Source organism: Dolomitihabitans soli (genome assembly GCF_022213955.1).
GTDB lineage: Bacteria > Actinomycetota > Actinomycetes > Streptosporangiales > Streptosporangiaceae > Streptosporangium_A > Streptosporangium_A soli.
In genome coordinates, this window is record NZ_JAKNTW010000022.1 from 56,604 (window position 1) to 70,929 (window position 14,326).

General features: G+C 68.7%; 16 protein-coding genes and 3 tRNA genes. 9 read left to right on the plus strand and 10 right to left on the minus strand.

What is annotated here, in order from left to right:
• Positions 1 to 36: 36 nt before the first annotated feature.
• Both MBA17_RS33715 and MBA17_RS33720 read right to left on the minus strand, forming a co-directional pair.
• Entirely contained in the window at positions 37 to 450 is a 414-nt protein-coding gene (locus MBA17_RS33715) for an ATP-binding protein (RefSeq protein WP_238501269.1), read from the minus strand.
• Positions 447 to 605 (minus strand): hypothetical protein, encoded by a 159-nt coding sequence (locus MBA17_RS33720; protein ID WP_238501270.1) that lies wholly within the window; start codon positions 603 to 605, stop codon positions 447 to 449. The genes MBA17_RS33715 and MBA17_RS33720 overlap by 4 nt, the downstream gene beginning before the upstream one ends.
• A gap of 286 nt (positions 606 to 891) precedes the next feature.
• Between MBA17_RS33720 and MBA17_RS33725 the strand changes: the two genes are divergently transcribed.
• Positions 892 to 1,734 carry a helix-turn-helix domain-containing protein gene (locus MBA17_RS33725; RefSeq protein WP_238501271.1) on the plus strand — a complete coding sequence of 281 codons (843 nt, stop codon included), beginning with the start codon at positions 892 to 894 and terminating at the stop codon, positions 1,732 to 1,734.
• Positions 1,735 to 1,756: 22 nt separating this feature from the next.
• Positions 1,757 to 1,969, plus strand: coding sequence for a DUF397 domain-containing protein (locus MBA17_RS33730; RefSeq protein WP_238501272.1), 213 nt, complete (start codon positions 1,757 to 1,759; stop codon positions 1,967 to 1,969).
• Between the two features lie 302 nt (positions 1,970 to 2,271).
• On the opposite strand, the gene MBA17_RS33735 is transcribed toward MBA17_RS33730, so the two are convergent.
• The 3 genes from MBA17_RS33735 to dusB form a co-directional block, all read right to left on the minus strand.
• The gene (locus tag MBA17_RS33735) at positions 2,272 to 3,237 is read right to left on the minus strand and encodes a TAXI family TRAP transporter solute-binding subunit (RefSeq protein WP_238501274.1); all 966 of its coding nucleotides are present in this window, start codon (positions 3,235 to 3,237) and stop codon (positions 2,272 to 2,274) included.
• A complete protein-coding gene (locus tag MBA17_RS33740) occupies positions 3,227 to 5,155 on the minus strand; it encodes a TRAP transporter permease (protein ID WP_238501276.1) in 1,929 nt (642 codons plus the stop codon). The genes MBA17_RS33735 and MBA17_RS33740 overlap by 11 nt, the downstream gene beginning before the upstream one ends.
• A 108-nt stretch (positions 5,156 to 5,263) precedes the next feature.
• On the minus strand, positions 5,264 to 6,382 hold the full coding sequence (gene dusB / locus MBA17_RS33745; protein WP_238501280.1) for a tRNA dihydrouridine synthase DusB: 1,119 nt from the start codon (positions 6,380 to 6,382) through the stop codon (positions 5,264 to 5,266).
• Between the two features lie 52 nt (positions 6,383 to 6,434).
• Here dusB and MBA17_RS33750 point away from each other — a divergent pair, with 52 nt between their 5' ends.
• The 7 genes from MBA17_RS33750 (at position 6,435) to MBA17_RS33780 (ending at position 9,875) form a co-directional block, all read left to right on the plus strand.
• Positions 6,435 to 7,088, plus strand: a complete 654-nt coding sequence (locus MBA17_RS33750) for an ACT domain-containing protein (RefSeq protein WP_238501283.1) — start codon at positions 6,435 to 6,437, stop codon at positions 7,086 to 7,088.
• A gap of 75 nt (positions 7,089 to 7,163) precedes the next feature.
• Positions 7,164 to 7,235 (plus strand) — tRNA-Gly (locus tag MBA17_RS33755).
• 13 nt (positions 7,236 to 7,248) lie between these two features.
• A tRNA-Cys gene (locus MBA17_RS33760) sits at positions 7,249 to 7,319 on the plus strand.
• 10 nt (positions 7,320 to 7,329) lie between these two features.
• Positions 7,330 to 7,404 (plus strand) — tRNA-Val (locus tag MBA17_RS33765).
• A 361-nt stretch (positions 7,405 to 7,765) separates the two neighbouring features.
• Positions 7,766 to 8,140, plus strand: coding sequence for a VOC family protein (locus MBA17_RS33770; RefSeq protein WP_238501285.1), 375 nt, complete (start codon positions 7,766 to 7,768; stop codon positions 8,138 to 8,140).
• A gap of 174 nt (positions 8,141 to 8,314) precedes the next feature.
• Positions 8,315 to 8,854 (plus strand): DUF1062 domain-containing protein, encoded by a 540-nt coding sequence (locus tag MBA17_RS33775; RefSeq protein WP_238501286.1) that lies wholly within the window; start codon positions 8,315 to 8,317, stop codon positions 8,852 to 8,854.
• Positions 8,855 to 9,488: 634 nt separating this feature from the next.
• Positions 9,489 to 9,875, plus strand: coding sequence for a hypothetical protein (locus MBA17_RS33780; protein ID WP_238501287.1), 387 nt, complete (start codon positions 9,489 to 9,491; stop codon positions 9,873 to 9,875).
• A 146-nt stretch (positions 9,876 to 10,021) separates the two neighbouring features.
• On the opposite strand, the gene MBA17_RS33785 is transcribed toward MBA17_RS33780, so the two are convergent.
• The 5 genes from MBA17_RS33785 to MBA17_RS33805 all read right to left on the minus strand — a co-directional run bounded on the left by MBA17_RS33785 (position 10,022) and on the right by MBA17_RS33805 (position 14,325).
• Positions 10,022 to 11,266 (minus strand): cytochrome P450 family protein, encoded by a 1,245-nt coding sequence (locus tag MBA17_RS33785; protein ID WP_238501292.1) that lies wholly within the window; start codon positions 11,264 to 11,266, stop codon positions 10,022 to 10,024.
• Complete coding sequence (locus MBA17_RS33790) at positions 11,263 to 12,087, minus strand: SAM-dependent methyltransferase (RefSeq protein WP_238501294.1); 825 nt, start codon at positions 12,085 to 12,087, stop codon at positions 11,263 to 11,265. The genes MBA17_RS33785 and MBA17_RS33790 overlap by 4 nt, the downstream gene beginning before the upstream one ends.
• 137 nt (positions 12,088 to 12,224) lie before the next feature.
• A complete protein-coding gene (locus MBA17_RS33795) occupies positions 12,225 to 12,761 on the minus strand; it encodes an NUDIX hydrolase family protein (RefSeq protein WP_455432911.1) in 537 nt (178 codons plus the stop codon).
• A 176-nt stretch (positions 12,762 to 12,937) separates the two neighbouring features.
• Entirely contained in the window at positions 12,938 to 14,140 is a 1,203-nt protein-coding gene (locus tag MBA17_RS33800) for a ThiF family adenylyltransferase (protein ID WP_238501298.1), read from the minus strand.
• Positions 14,137 to 14,325 (minus strand): hypothetical protein, encoded by a 189-nt coding sequence (locus MBA17_RS33805; protein WP_238501300.1) that lies wholly within the window; start codon positions 14,323 to 14,325, stop codon positions 14,137 to 14,139. The genes MBA17_RS33800 and MBA17_RS33805 overlap by 4 nt, the downstream gene beginning before the upstream one ends.
• Between the last annotated feature and the right edge of the window lies 1 nt (position 14,326).

The window sequence follows — 14,326 nt, forward strand, 5'->3', positions numbered from 1 at the left end:
GATCTCGCCTGCCCAGGGCGGACCGGCTTGCCCCGCTCACGCGGCGGGGTGCCGGAGTTGGAACCAGACGACGCGGCCGGTGGGGGTGTCGTACCAGCCCCAGGTGGTGGCGAGGGTTTCGACGAGCCAGAGGCCACGTCCGCCGCTGCTCGCGACGTTCACGTGGGGGCAGAGCATGGGGAGGCGGTCGGCGGAACCGGCGTCGATGACGTCGATGTGCAGGGTGGGGCCGAGGCCGGCGACGGCGATGGTCACCTGGCCGCCGGGGCGGCGGCCCGAGTCGGAGTGGCGTACGGCGTTCGTGAACAGCTCGCTGACCAGCAGGATCGCGTCGTCGGCCTGCGCATGGCCGGTGCGGTCCAGCAGATCGCGGACGTAGCGGCGGGCTCCGGAGACGGAGGCGACGTCGGCGGGCAGAGCGAGTTGCCCGAGCAGGCCCAGCGCGGTCACCGGGCCTCCCCCGCGACCAGCTCGACGCCGCTCCCGCCGCTCAGGTCCCAGCGGATCACCAACGTACGGCTCCGCCGCGCCCTCCTGCCGATGATCCGGCGCGACCGCAGACAGATCTCGACGGTGGGCGGCCGATCGGGCGGAAGCCTGACCACGGAATCAATCCCGAGATCGTGCAGGTCCCACGCCAACTCCACCGGATGACCCAACGGCCCGTAAGGCTCACAGACCTTCATCTCTTTGCCACCGCCCCTCACCAAATCTTGCATCCCGCACATCGACTTGTGACTTGGAGTCACTTGGCGCATACGTAGAGCATGCATCGCCGCAGAGATGCATGCAGCTGGAAACGCAAATTTGCGGCCAAGAACCTTCAACACTCACCGTCAACGAGCCGCTACGCTTAGCTCCAGTCAAGGGAGGTTGAAAATGAGACCAGCTGTGAGTCCCACGGTGCGCAGACGTCGTCTGGGTTCAGAGCTTCGTCACCTGCGCGAACGCGCCCAGTTGACGATGGAGGAGGTCAGCTCGAAGCTTGGCTGGTCGGCTACGAAGGTCTCGCGAATCGAGACGGCCCATGTCGGGGTTGTCCCCAAGACCGTCTGCTGCCTGCTCGACCTCTACAAGGTGGATGACGCGAAGCGGGAAGAACTACTCCGCCTCACACGCGACGCCCGGAAGAAGGGCTGGTGGCATGCGTACGACGAACTGTCCAGCGAATACGCGGCCTACATCGGCCTCGAAGCTGACGCCGCCTCGCTCCGCAGCTTCGCGCCAGTCGTCCTACCTGGGCTTCTCCAGACCGAGGACTACGCGCGTGCCATCATCCGCGCCGGTCTGCTCCTTGCTCCTCCCGGTGAAGTCACGCGCCGCATCGAGATTCGCATGGCACGACAGGCTCTTCTCTCCCAGAGCGACCCCTGCCGCCTGTGGGCGATCCTGGACGAAGCTGTCATCCGCCGCCCCGTGGGCGGACCGACTGTGATGCGTGCTCAGCTTGAGCGGCTTCTCGAAGCAATGGAGTCGTCCAACATCACGGTCCAGATTCTCCCATTCGCTACAGGAGCCCATTCAGGCACGAGCGGCGCATTCGAAATCCTGGATTTCCCCGAGCCTTCGGATCCCGACGTGGTGTGCCTTGAGAATCTAACAAACTGTCTATACGTGGAGCATGAGACTGACGTATATCGGTATACCGTTGCATTTGACCATCTTCGTGCGAAGGCATCAGATCCAGACGAGTCCCGACGCCTGATCTCCGAAGCGGTTACCCGGCTGGACTAAGCACTACGAAAGGATGCGGCGGATGTCAACAGCAGATTCGTCCCGTGTCGTGTGGCGCAAGAGTTCCCTCAGCGGCGCCGCCCAAAACTGTGTCGAGGTAGCTACTCTCCCCTTTGACCGCGTTGGCGTTCGGGACAGCAAGGATCCGAACGGCCCCGCTCTGGTCTTCACGCCTGCAGAATGGCGCGCCTTCATCGGAGGGGTCAAAAGCGGAGAATTCGATGTTTTGGGCTGACTGTATCGACGATCCGCCACTGCCCGTTTCATAGGGCAGGGCTGATCTGCTCGAATGGCGCAACGGCACGGCTCGGTCCGGTGGGCGGCTCTCCACGCTGCCGTCCACGTCCGGAAAGTACAGCCTCCTCAGCGACGCCACGTCGGTGTTCGGCTCCGCCCAGTCACGCCGCCTGGCCCGGCTCCACAGTTCTTCGGCACGACTGTGTCACCGGGCGTGCGTGCCGGAGGCTTGCGGAGAAGGCCGAACCGACTTGAACAGCCCCAGCCGCCCGACGGCGTTCATCGAATGTCGGCCGTGCGCTAACCGAAGTACTTCTTGGCGCCGTCGTGGAGCTGGACCGGGTCGGTCTGCGGCGCGGTCTCCTTGGTGATCTCCTTGGCGGCCGGGTTGACCTGCTCCAGGTCGGCCTTGTGGTCGAAGATGAGCTTGGCGAGTTTCTCCGCCAGCGCCGGATCCATCTTCTCGTTGACGACCAGCAGGTTCGGTACCGCGATGGTCGGCACGTCGGCCTTCTGCGCGTAGACGTCCTTGCCGATGACGCCCTCGGCGTACACCTCGCCGTGCTCGGCGCGCATCTTCGGCAGCACATCGGCGAGCGGGACGAAGGCGACCTCGTCCTTCAGGCTGGTGGTGAGGTCGGTGATGCCGGGGGTGGGCAGGCCGCCGGACCAGACGAGGGCGTCGAGGGTGCCGTCCTTGATGCCCTGCACGCTCTCGGGCAGGCCGAGCGACTGGCGTTTGACGTCCTTCTCCGGGTCGAGGCCGGCGGCGGCGATCATACGCAGCGCGATGACCTCGGTGCCGGAGTTGGGCGAGCCGGTGGAGACCCGCTTGCCCTTGAGGTCGGCGATCGACTTCACGTTCGCGTCGGCCGAGGCGAGGACCTGGGTGTAGTTGTTGTAGAGCCGGGCGATGGCGCGGACCGGCTGCGGAGAGGTGAAGGAGTCCTTGCCGTTCACGGCGTCGGCCGCCGAGTCGGCGAGGGAGAAGGCGATGTCGGAGTCGCCGCGGACGACCCGCTGGAGGTTCTCCACCGACGCACCGGTGGCCTCCGCGGTGGCCTGGTAGCCGGGGAGGTTCTTGCCGATCAGGTCGGCCAGGGCGCCGCCGAGCTGGTAGTAGACGCCGGTGGTGTTGCCGGTGGCGATCGACAGCCGTTGTCCCGCTGTCGGGTCGGCGCCGCGTTCCGCGCTCCGGTCGCCGCCGCAGCCGGTCACTGCCAGCGCCCCGGCGACGAGCAGTACGGCCAGCCTTCTACGAGACATGAGCTTCCCTCCGATTTCGCAGCACAAGATGGACGGCGATCGCCAGGATCGCCACGCCCGCTCCCGCCAGGACGGGCCCGGTCGAGAGAAAGAGCAGCAGGATCGCCGCCACCGCGCAGAGCACCCGCTCGATCGGCCCGGCCGGGCCGATCAGCCAGCCGCCGGTCGCCACCGCCAGCGTCGCGACCGCGACCGCCGAGACGGCCAGCGCCCAGCCGATCTGCGCGACGGAGCCCTGTCCGAGCAGCGCGGACCCGGCGGGCGTCAGCACGAAGGCGAACGGCACCAGGAACGCCGGCAGGGTGTACTTCCAGGTGGCCAGCATGGTCCGGTACGCGCTGCCGCCGGTGATCGCCGACGCGGCGAACGCGGCCAGCGCCGTCGGCGGGCTGACCTCCGACAGCACGGCGTAGTAGAAGATGAACATGTACGCCTCGGCCTGGCTGACCCCGAGGTCGCCGAGCGCCGGGCCGATGATCACCGCGGCGATGACGAACGACGCGGTCACCGGTACGGCGAGCCCGAGCAGCAGCACCGCCACCGCGCACATCAGCGCCGTGATCGCCAGGACGCCCCCGGAGACGCCGACGATCAGCGAGCTGACCTTCAGCCCCAGCCCGGTGAGGGTCACCACCGCCACGATCAGGCCCGCCGCGGCGCAGGTGACCGCCACCGGGAGCATTCCCCTGGCGCCCTCCGCCAGCGCCTGCACGGTCCGCCGGGGCCCGAGTCTGTGCTCCGGGTCGAGGAAGGAGAGCGCGAAGGCCAGCAGCGTCGCGTAGACCACGGCGCGGAACGGCGACTGGCCGAGCGCCATCAGGATGATGATCACGAACAGCGAGCTGAAGTGGTAGCCGAACCGCTTGAGCAGCGGCCACAGCCGTGGCGCGTCGATCTGGACGGTCCGCGTGCCGTATCTCCTGGCGTCCATCTCGATCGCCAGGAAGATGCCCAGGTAGTACAGGATCGTGGGGATCGTGGCGTAGAGCAGGACGGTCAGGTAACTGACCCGGAGGTACTCCGCGATGATGAACGCGGCCGCGCCGAGCGTCGGCGGAGAGAGGATCGCGCCGATCCCGGCGGCGGCGAGCACCCCGCCGGCCTGCTCGCGGGGGTAGCCGGCGCGCTTGAGAATCGGCCAGGCGACGCTGCCCACGCTCACCGTGGTCGCCACGCCGGACCCGCTCACCGTGCCGAGCAGGAAGCCGGCCATCGTGACGGTGCGCCCCGGCGCCGACCGGGAGCGGCGGAAGGCCGCCATCGACACGTCGACGAAGAACTTGCCCGCCCCCGAGTGGTCGAGCACGGCGCCGTAGATCGTGAACAGGATGATGTAGGTGGCGGCCACATCGAGCGGCACGCCGTACACGCCCTCGGTGCCCATCACGAACGAGACCACGATGCGGTCGATGTCGTAGCCGCGGTGCCCGATCGACCAGCCGATCGGCAGGAAGCCGCCGTAGTACGCGTAGAGGAAGAAGCCGCCCACGACGGCGGGCAGGATCCAGCCGATCGTGCGCCGGGTGGCCTCCAGCACCAGCAGTGTGATCGCCAGGCCCATGATCACGTCGAGGGTGGTCGGGTCGAAGGCCCGCCTGATGAACTCGTCGAAGACGACCAGCGGGTAGAGGCACGCGACCAGCGCCACCGCGGCCAGCACCCAGTCGAGGACGCCGGGCCGCTTCTTGTTCCGTCCGTAGCAGACGAACACCAGCGGGAGCACGACCGCGAGGAAGAGCATCCGGTACGGCAGGACCTGGCCGGGCACGAAGGTCCAGTAGAGGACATAGGCGGACAGCAGAGCCCCGATGACCGTGACGCCGACGGCGAGCGGGCCCGGGAGCCTCCTGCCCGGCCGTTCCGCGTCGTACTCCGCGATCAGGTCATCCGGCGTGGCCGTCGACTCCGCGATCCCCATCTGGTTCCTTACTGCCTTGCTGAGCTGTGCTGATGGGGGCACGGTACGCGAGCGAGCTGACATATCACCGTAATAATCGGATCACAGTCTTGTCACGTCCGGAAACCGTCAGCCGCCCGAATTGTCCAGCTCCGCGCCCTGCGGGACGACGTACTCACCGGGATCGTCGAGCCAGCCGTCGGGCAGGTGGACCCGTTCGCGCGGGTTCGACTTGCCCCTGGGTCCCTCGGCCGCCGCCGGCCACGGCTGGTCGTGGTCGAGATCGTCGAGCCTGGCGCGGAGGGCGGCCAGGGTCGTGGCGGTGGCCAGCGCGCGGCGGGTCTCGGTGCCGGCCGCGAACCCCTTGAGGTACCACCCGATGTGCTTGCGGAAGTCGGCGACCCCGTGCCACTCGCTGCCGAAGGACTCCACCAGCAGCCCGGCGTGCCGCGACATGGTGGCGACGACCTCGCCCAGGGCCGGCCGGGCGGGCTCCGCCGTACCGTCGGCCAGGATCGCGAGGTCGCGGAACAGCCACGGCCGGCCCAGGCACCCGCGCCCCACCACCACGCCGTCGCACCCGGTGCGCGCGACCATGCGCTGCGCGTCGGCGGCGCTCCAGATGTCGCCGTTGCCCAGCACCGGAATCTCCGGCACGGCGTCCTTCAGACGGGCGATCGCCTCCCAGTCGGCCGTGCCGCCGTAGTGCTGCACCGCCGTACGCCCGTGCAGCGCGACCGCGGAGACGCCCTCCTCCACGGCGATCCGTCCCGCGTCGAGGTAGGTCAGGTGATCGTCGTCGATGCCCTTGCGCATCTTCATGGTGACCGGCAGCGCACCCGCGCCCTCGACCGCGGCCCGCAGGATCGCCCGCAGCAGGTTCCGCTTGTACGGCAGCGCGGAACCACCTCCGCGCCTGGTCACCTTGGGCACCGGGCAGCCGAAGTTGAGGTCGATGTGGTCGGCGAGGTCCTCTTCCGCGATCATCCGGGCCGCACGGCCGACCGTCTGCGGGTCGACGCCGTAGAGCTGGACGGAGCGCGGGCTCTCCCCCGGCTCGAAGCCGATCATCGTGAACGTCTTGGCGTTGCGCTCGACCAGCGCCCGCGTCGTGATCATCTCGGAGACGAAGAGGCCGCCGCCCTGCTCCCGGCACAGGGTGCGGTACGGCGCGCTGGTGATGCCCGCCATCGGGGCGAGCACCACAGGGGGCCAGACCTCGATCGGCCCGATCTTCAACGCCTTCACTCACCCTTTCTACCTCTACTCTGGAGGAGACTCGCCATCGGGAAGGTTCGCGATGCTGCTGCGACTACGGATCTCGCTACCCGACCGGCCCGGGTCCCTTGGCCAGGTCACCCGCGCCCTCGGCGTCGCCGGGGCCGACATCACCCAGGTCGTCGTCCTGGACCGGGGAGGCGGCCGGGCGGTCGACGACCTGACCGTCTTCTGGCCGGACAGCGCTCCTCGCGAGGACGTGGCGCAGAGCCTGCTGAGCGTGCCCGGCGTGCGCGTCGAAGGGATCTGGACGACCCGCGAGGCTCCGGGCACCTATCCGGAGCTGGAGATTCTCAAGTACATCGGCACCGCCGGCGACCGCGCGCTGGCCACGCTGATCGACTCCATGCCGGTCCTGTTCAGCGCGGACTGGGCGGCGGCGGCCACCGAGGGCATCCCGCACGCCCGGGTCCACGCGAGCTGGCGGGCCCCCGGCGAGATCGACTTCCCCGAGACCCCGCCCCGCCCCACCGCCCGCACCCTCGACTCGGGTCTGCACGTCATCGCCGCCCCGCTGCCGCCGCTCGCCCTCGTCTTCCTGCTCGCCCGCTCCGAGGGGCCGGCCTTCCACCGCATCGAGGTCCACCGCCTCACCGGCATCCTGGAGATCTTCCTCACCCTCCCCGCGGTGGAACGCGGCGTCGCCCGCCGGCTCCGCAGGACGAACGCCGACTGACTTTCCGGTTACACACCGGCCTCCAAAACCCGCTAGAGTTCTCTGCGTGACGTCGGGTCCGCCCGGCGAGATCACGCGGACGTGGCTCAGTGGTAGAGCATCACCTTGCCAAGGTGAGGGTCGCGGGTTCGAATCCCGTCGTCCGCTCGGGTTCGCTCCCGGTGGAGTGGCCGAGAGGCGAGGCAGCGGCCTGCAAAGCCGCGTACACGGGTTCAAATCCCGTCTCCACCTCGTTAGACGAGGGCGATTAGCTCAGTGGGAGAGCGCTACCTTGACACGGTAGAAGTCACTGGTTCAATCCCAGTATCGCCCACCAACGTTTCCCCAGGTCAACGGCCTGGGGATTCGTCATTTCCGGACCGTTGCCCCCGGCGGGTCACCGCCCGTCCCAGGCCCGTGAAGCAGTGCGCGCTCCGGCGTCCGGGGCCTCAGCCGTCCGGCACGCACCCACCGCGAGCTCGCCACACACCCACGCGAGCTCGTCACGCACCCACCGCTAGCTCGTCACGCACCCACCGCGAGCTCATCACGCACCCAGCCGGAGACACCGATCAAGGTCCGGGCGGCAAGGCACCGCGGACCGGGCCGGCCCGGCGCTCCCGGGTGCCTACTGCGTCGCGGCCCTGGGCCGTTTAAGGGTTGGCTGCGTGCGGTTGATGCCCGGTAGTGTGCCGATCATGGCTTGTCGCATTTCCGAGCTGGTGATCCCATGCCGGGATCCGCAACGGCTGGCGGCGTTCTGGTGCGAGGTGCTGGGCTTCATCGTGCTCGACACCGAGGACGCCGGCGCGGTGGAGATCGGACCGCGGGAAGGGTTCGGCGGATTGCAGCCGACCCTGGTCTTCAGCCCCACCACCGAGCCCAAGGCGGGCAACCTGCGGCTGCACTTCGACGTCAACGCCACCGACCGCGATCAGGACGCCGAACTCGAACGTCTCCTGAAGCTCGGGGCGCGCCCGGCCGACATCGGCCAGGCCGGCGAGGAGCCCTGGCACGTCCTGGCCGACCCCGAAGGCAACGAATTCTGCCTTCTGCGAGCCCGCCTGAGCTGAACATCGGCCCGCACCGGCAAACGATCCCTACGTGAGGACTTCGCGCGCATGACGCCGCCTGCTCTTTAGACCTGACACCTTCCCTGCGCATCGGTCGCCGACGACGCCGTCGGCTCTGTTTTCCGTGCTCTTCGTCAGGTCTTCAGAGAGATCATGTCTTCACATCCTCATATCGTGCTGCCCTGGGCGGTGCGGCGCACCCGCCTGCCTCTGCTCGCCCTCCGGTGCGTGGCCTGCCCTTCCGGCCGCGCCACCATCGGCGACGGCAAATTCCGCGTCAACGCCAACGGCAAACTTCTCGACGTCTGGCTCCTGGTCAACTGCGTTTCCTGTGACCGGACCGGCAAGCTCACCGTCCACGATCGTGTCCCGGTCCGCTCACTGCCCGCTGACCTTCTGGCCGGTTACTCGGCCAACTCGCCTTCCCTCGTCGTGGATACCCTGCTCGACCCGTTGATCGCCCGGCGCAACCGGTTCGCGCTCGATTGGGACGGGTGCTGGGAACTCCACGCACCTCCCGTTCCCGAGGGTCCGTGGCCCCTTCAGATCACGGTCACCTTCGACGATCCCGTGCCGGTCCGTCCCGAAGGGCTCATCGCTCATGGATTAGGCATCAGCCGTAACGAGATCGCCCACAGAGTCAAGATCGATATCCCGCTGAACCGCAGGACGAAACTGGACTTCTCATTCGTCCTGGTGTGGTCGGTTCAGTAGGTCCAGGTGTCGGTGCGACGCTCTCCGCCGAGGCAGAAGACGGCTGTGCCGTGTTCTGCCTCGGTCAGGTCGACGCGGATCCAGCCGACTGCCCTAGCGCGAAGGCGGCCCTGATCAGCCTGCGGCCGGCTCGGTGAGCCGGTCCTCCAGATCGGCGATCATCTGGGTCAGCAAGATAACGTCAGCAGATTCGCCGCCCGCCTCTCATCCATGTTCTCGGCGAACTCCAGGCATTCACTCACCCCCGAACCGGCGCTTGTCACCTTTGCCAAAAACATGTACGCACCACACAAAACCGCGCAACCTAACGAAGTACGAATACCCAAATGGCATTTCACCCTCGCCTGGCGGACCGGCCGTAAAGGACGAACCGCTGACCGCCTTCGTGTGTCGGCTGGGACGGAAGAGCCGCTGGCACCGCTCAAAGGGCCCTTTCGCCCTGCCACCACCTCATCCCCGCAGAGCGCCCGATGAGCCGTCTCCGGGCGCATATCGATTCCATGAAACATTCATCGGCATTGACAATCTTCTAGCATTCGTCATCTATTAAGGACGCACCTCCCGCCAAATCACCGAAATCGGCGAGATGGGCATGCGCGGATTCGCTGCGCACCAAACAGAAAGGAGAGGCGGCATGAGATCTGTCAAGCAGGCCATGATCACCGTGCTGGCGCTGGCCACGTTGCTCATGGTGTCGGTCGGCGCCGGCACGGCGTGGGCCTCGACGGGCGACGGCACTGCCGGTACATCCCCCGTCGCCGAGGTGGCCGACGGCTTCAGCATGACCGAATGGGACGACCTCCCCGATAATCTCGGGACATCGCAGGCGGCGGCGGACTCCTGCATCCCCGTGGCCGGACCGGGCGTGCGGATGACCTTCTACTGCGACCTCTCGGTGCGGAGCACCCTGTGGGTCTACTGCGAAGGCGTGACGATCGAGATTCGCATGAACCCCGGCAGGTGGGCGCCGTCCGGCAGTTGCCCCGGCTACCGGGGATACCGCCTCGTGCCCGCGGTCTGAGCCGAACTCAACGGCGCGAGCTGAAAGGGTCTGCGGGATCCACGGATCCCGCAGACCCGGTGGATCACAGAGGCGGCGTACGCGCACCCCGTCGCGCCGCCCGGAACGCGCCGGATGGCGTCGCCGGTCGAGTGCGGCCCGAGGGCTCAGGCTTCGAGGCCCGCCGCGTCGCGCTCGCCGGCCCCGGCCGACGCGAATCGCACGGGGAGATCGGTGAGGCCGCGGACGATCGAGCCGGTCTGCTTCCAGACGAGCCGATCGGCGGCGGCGCGCGCGAGTGACAGGCCGGGGAAGCGGGCCAGCAGTGTGCCGATGGCGATGTGGCCCTCCACCCGGGCCAGCGGAGCGCCCAGACAGAAGTGGATACCGTGGCCGAACGCCAGGTGACGGTTGTCGGCACGAGTGATGTCGAGCGCGTCAGGCTCGCCGAACGCCCGAGGGTCGCGGTGCGCGGCGCCGAGGGAGACGTGCACCCAGGCGCCCTTCGGGATGACGGTTCCGGCGATCTCCAGGTCCTCAAGGGCGATGCGCTGGCTCGCGCGCTCCACCGGGGCGTCGTAGCGCAGCAGTTCCTCGATCGCCTGAGGCAGCAACTCGGGGCGCCGCCTCAGCAGTTCGAGCTGGTCAGGGGCGCGGAGCAGGGCGAGGACGCCGTTGCCGATGAGGTTCACCGTGGTCTCGTGGCCGGCGATGAGCAGCAGGGCGATGGTGCCCAGCAGTTCGGCGTCGGACAGCGGCGTCTCGCCGTCGCGGACCGCGACCAGCGCGCTGATCAGGTCGTCACGCGGTTCCGCGCGCCGCTCGGCGAAGATCCCGTTGAGATAGGCGTTGAAGGTGCGCGCGGTCGCGCGCCTGAGCTCCTGTCGCTCCGGGGAGAGATCGGGCACGGTGAGGATCGAGGTCCACTCGCGGAAGTCGGCCTGGTCTTCGGCGGGCACGCCGAGCAGCTCGCAGATCACGATGATGGGCAGCGGGAAGGCGAAGGCCTCGATGAGATCGGCCTCGTCGCGCCCCTCGATCCCGTCGAGCAGTTCGTCGGCGATCTCCTGGATCCGCGGCCGCAGGGCCTCCACCCGGCGCGGCGTGAACGCCTTCGCCACCAGACCCCGCAGCCGGGTGTGGTCGGGCGGGTCGATGCCCAGCAGGGTGCCGCTGAAGAACGCCCCGCCCAGGACGGGCACCGCGCTGCGATCGGGGTCCTTCGACAGCCGCGGGTCGTTGAGCGCCGCGCGGCCGTGCTCGTAGTCGACGACCAGGAAGGCCGGCACCCCGGGCGGGAAGTCGATGCGGTGGACCGGCCCGGCCGCGCGCAGTTCGGCGTGCCGGGCGTACGGGTCGGCGGCGTAGCCGGCGCTGAGGAGGAACTCGGTCGGCAGCGTCTCCCGCGTCATCGCACCCTGCCCACGCCGGCGAGGAAGCCGGCCTTGCTCAGGTTGGGTTCGACGTCCTGGTACGGCGGGCGCCAGGCCTCCACCGGGACGATGCCGGGTTCGAGCAGATCCATGCCGTCGAAGTAGGCGCGGATCTGCTCGGGCGTACGCGGCACGATGTCGCCGGCGGCCGTGGACGCGTACGCGTTGCGGACCTTGGCTTCGAGCGCCCTGCCGATCCTGCCCGCGTGACCGTGCGAGATGACCAGGTAGCTGCCGGGAACGAGCCGCTCGCGCAGGGCCGCCACGATCGCGGCGGCCTCCTCGTCGTCGCGGACGAAGTGCAGGATGGCCAGGAGCATGACGACGACGGGCCGGTCGAAGTCGAGCTGGGCGAGCACCTTCGGGTGGTCCAGGATTCCCTTGGGGTCGCGCACGTCGCCCTGGATGACCGTGGTGAACGGGTTCTTGGCCAGCAGGGCCCTGCCGTGGGTCAGCACGATGGGATCGTGGTCCACGTAGACCACCCGGGAGTCGGGGGCGGCCCGCTGCGCCACCTGGTGCACGTTCTCCTGGGTCGGCAGCCCGGAGCCGATGTCGAGGAACTGCCGGAGCCCCTCCTGCGCCACCATCGTCACGACCCTGGACAGCAACTCCCGGTTGGCCCGGGTGAACTCCCGGACGTACGGCATGGCCGCCAGCACCTTGTCGGCCGCCGCCCGGTCGGACGCGAAGTTGTCCTTGCCGCCGAGATAGTAGTCGTACATCCTGGCCACGCTCGGAAGATGCGGGTCGACGACCCACTCCGGAGGTTGCTCCTGTGCTGTCATGACCAGAGACATCCGCTTAATGGTGTCATAGCCGGATATTAAAGCCATCTCGGCCGCGCCGTTGATCAATCGCCAAGAGTGACGGCCCCATTCTCGCGCACCCCGGTCAGGCCAGGTGACCGAAATCCGCGAAACGGTCGCCGTGCGGATCAGCCGAGGCGGCCGACGTGCGCGAGGGCCTGCTTCAGCAGTACCCCCTGCCCGCCCGGCATCTCCTGCTGGACCATCGGCGAGGCCGCCTCCTCCGGCGTGAACCAGACGAGATCGAGAGCGTCCTGCCGGGGCCGGCAGTCTCCGGCGACCGGCACGATGTAGGCGAGGGCCACGGCGTGCTGCCGCGGATCGTGGTACGGCGTGACACCCGGCGTCGGGAAGTACTCCGCGACGGTGAACGGCTGCGGGGAGACTGGGACGCGAGGCAGGGCCACCGGGCCGAGATCCTTCTCCAGGTGCCGCAGCAGGGCGTCGCGGACCCGCTCGTGGTGGTGCACCCGTCCCGAGACCAGCGCCCGGCTGACATTTCCCTCCGGTCCGATCCGCAGCAGCAGGCCCACCCTGCTGACCTCGCCGCTGTCGTCGACGCGCACCGGCACGGCGTCGATGTAGAGGATCGGCATTCGGCCGCGCGCCTGTTCCAGTTCGTCCGGAGAAAGCCAGCCAGGCGCAGTATCGGTCATTTCGGTCACCCCTCGATCGTACGTCCCTGACGGCGCCGGCGGCACGAATGGCCGCCGGCGCCGCGTGGGTGTCGGCACTCCCGGAGCCGGCGCCGGCCTTCGCGCGGCCCCTGCCCCACACGGGTCCGGCCGAGATTCTGCCACGCCTTACCGGGCGCTCGCCGGTGCGGGGCCGGTCCTGCGGCTCATTCCCCGAAGCCGTCTTCGGCGTGTTCGAGATTCAGTTCGCTCTCCACGATCGAGCAGGTCACACAGTCGGGAAGCTTGGGCAGCAGCATGCCGTACCAGCGCAGCACGCTGAGTTCGTCCACGGACACGCCCATGGGCGGCAGGTGGGCGTGTGCTGATTCGCGCCTGTTCACCCACTGGAACAGCGGCGCGACCAGGTCCTGGCGAAGCGAGGCGAAGGCGGGTGACTCGTCCCCGGTCAACTCCAGCAGAGCCAGTTTCACCATGTGCAACGCGACGGGGACGATGTCCGTGGACAGCCCCGGCTGCGGCGCCACACCACGGTCTGTGTAGGAGACGCGCGCCGCGTCGATCTCGCTGCTGATCTCGTTGTCGTCCGCGCTGTCGGGCAACGCCTGGACATAACACTGGTAGCAGGCGGTCAGCCGCGGGATGACCCGCTGCACGATGCCTCCGTACGCGCGGCGGAAGACGCCGCCGAGGATGAGCGTCAGGTCCGCGTTGACGCACATCCGGTTGATCAGCAGGCGGCTCTCCCGGGTGTCGGTCGCGCAGATCACCAGCCGGGCCCCGATGCCGCGAACCAGGTCCAGAACCTGCTCCCTCGACTCACCGTCCACATGGAGCGTGCTGGTCACGATCTCCGCCGACGGATTGTGCGCGCGGACCACATCCCGCATGGCCAGCACCTTGAGCCTGCCGACCTCGCCGATGCCGCACTCGTGGCGGACGATGTTGCCGGGTTCGAGGCGGTCGTGGTCGAGCAGCAGGAAGCGTCCGACACCGGCCTTGGCCAGTTCGCGGGCGATGAAGCTGCCCCCCGAGCCCAGTCCCAGGATCGCGACGGCACGCTCGTGCAGCAGGTCGGCCCGGATGATCCCACGGGTCCTGCCCGAGAGGTCCACCCCGTCGGGGACCAGGGTGGCCGGGATCTCCCGGCCGTCCGGCAGGAAACAGCGGACGCCACCGTCTCCGGCCCGGCAGACCAGCCGAATCTCCGGGCCGACGGGTGCCGGCCCGTCGCCGTGGACGATCACCACCTCCTGGCCCGCCGTACCGTCCACGTTCCAGAGGTCGCCGTCGTCCCGCGAGCGCAGCCCCATCCGCGGCGGCCCGGCGACCTCCCCGGGCGCGACGAGAGCGGCGGCGGCACGGCCGCTGACGACGACGTGCCGCGGCGCGGCATCCACGTGTGTCACCGCGCGAACGCCCTCATGTCCTCGGGATCGATCTGCTGGAGCGTGTCGCCGGGACGCTCGCTGTTGGAGCGAACCTCCCACTTGCCCGTCGTGACGTTGAAGACCATGCGCTTCCCCGTGGGCATGCTCCCCTTCGCCGCCTGCTGAAGGAAATCCCGGATGTCTTCGTGCCGATCAGAGGCCATG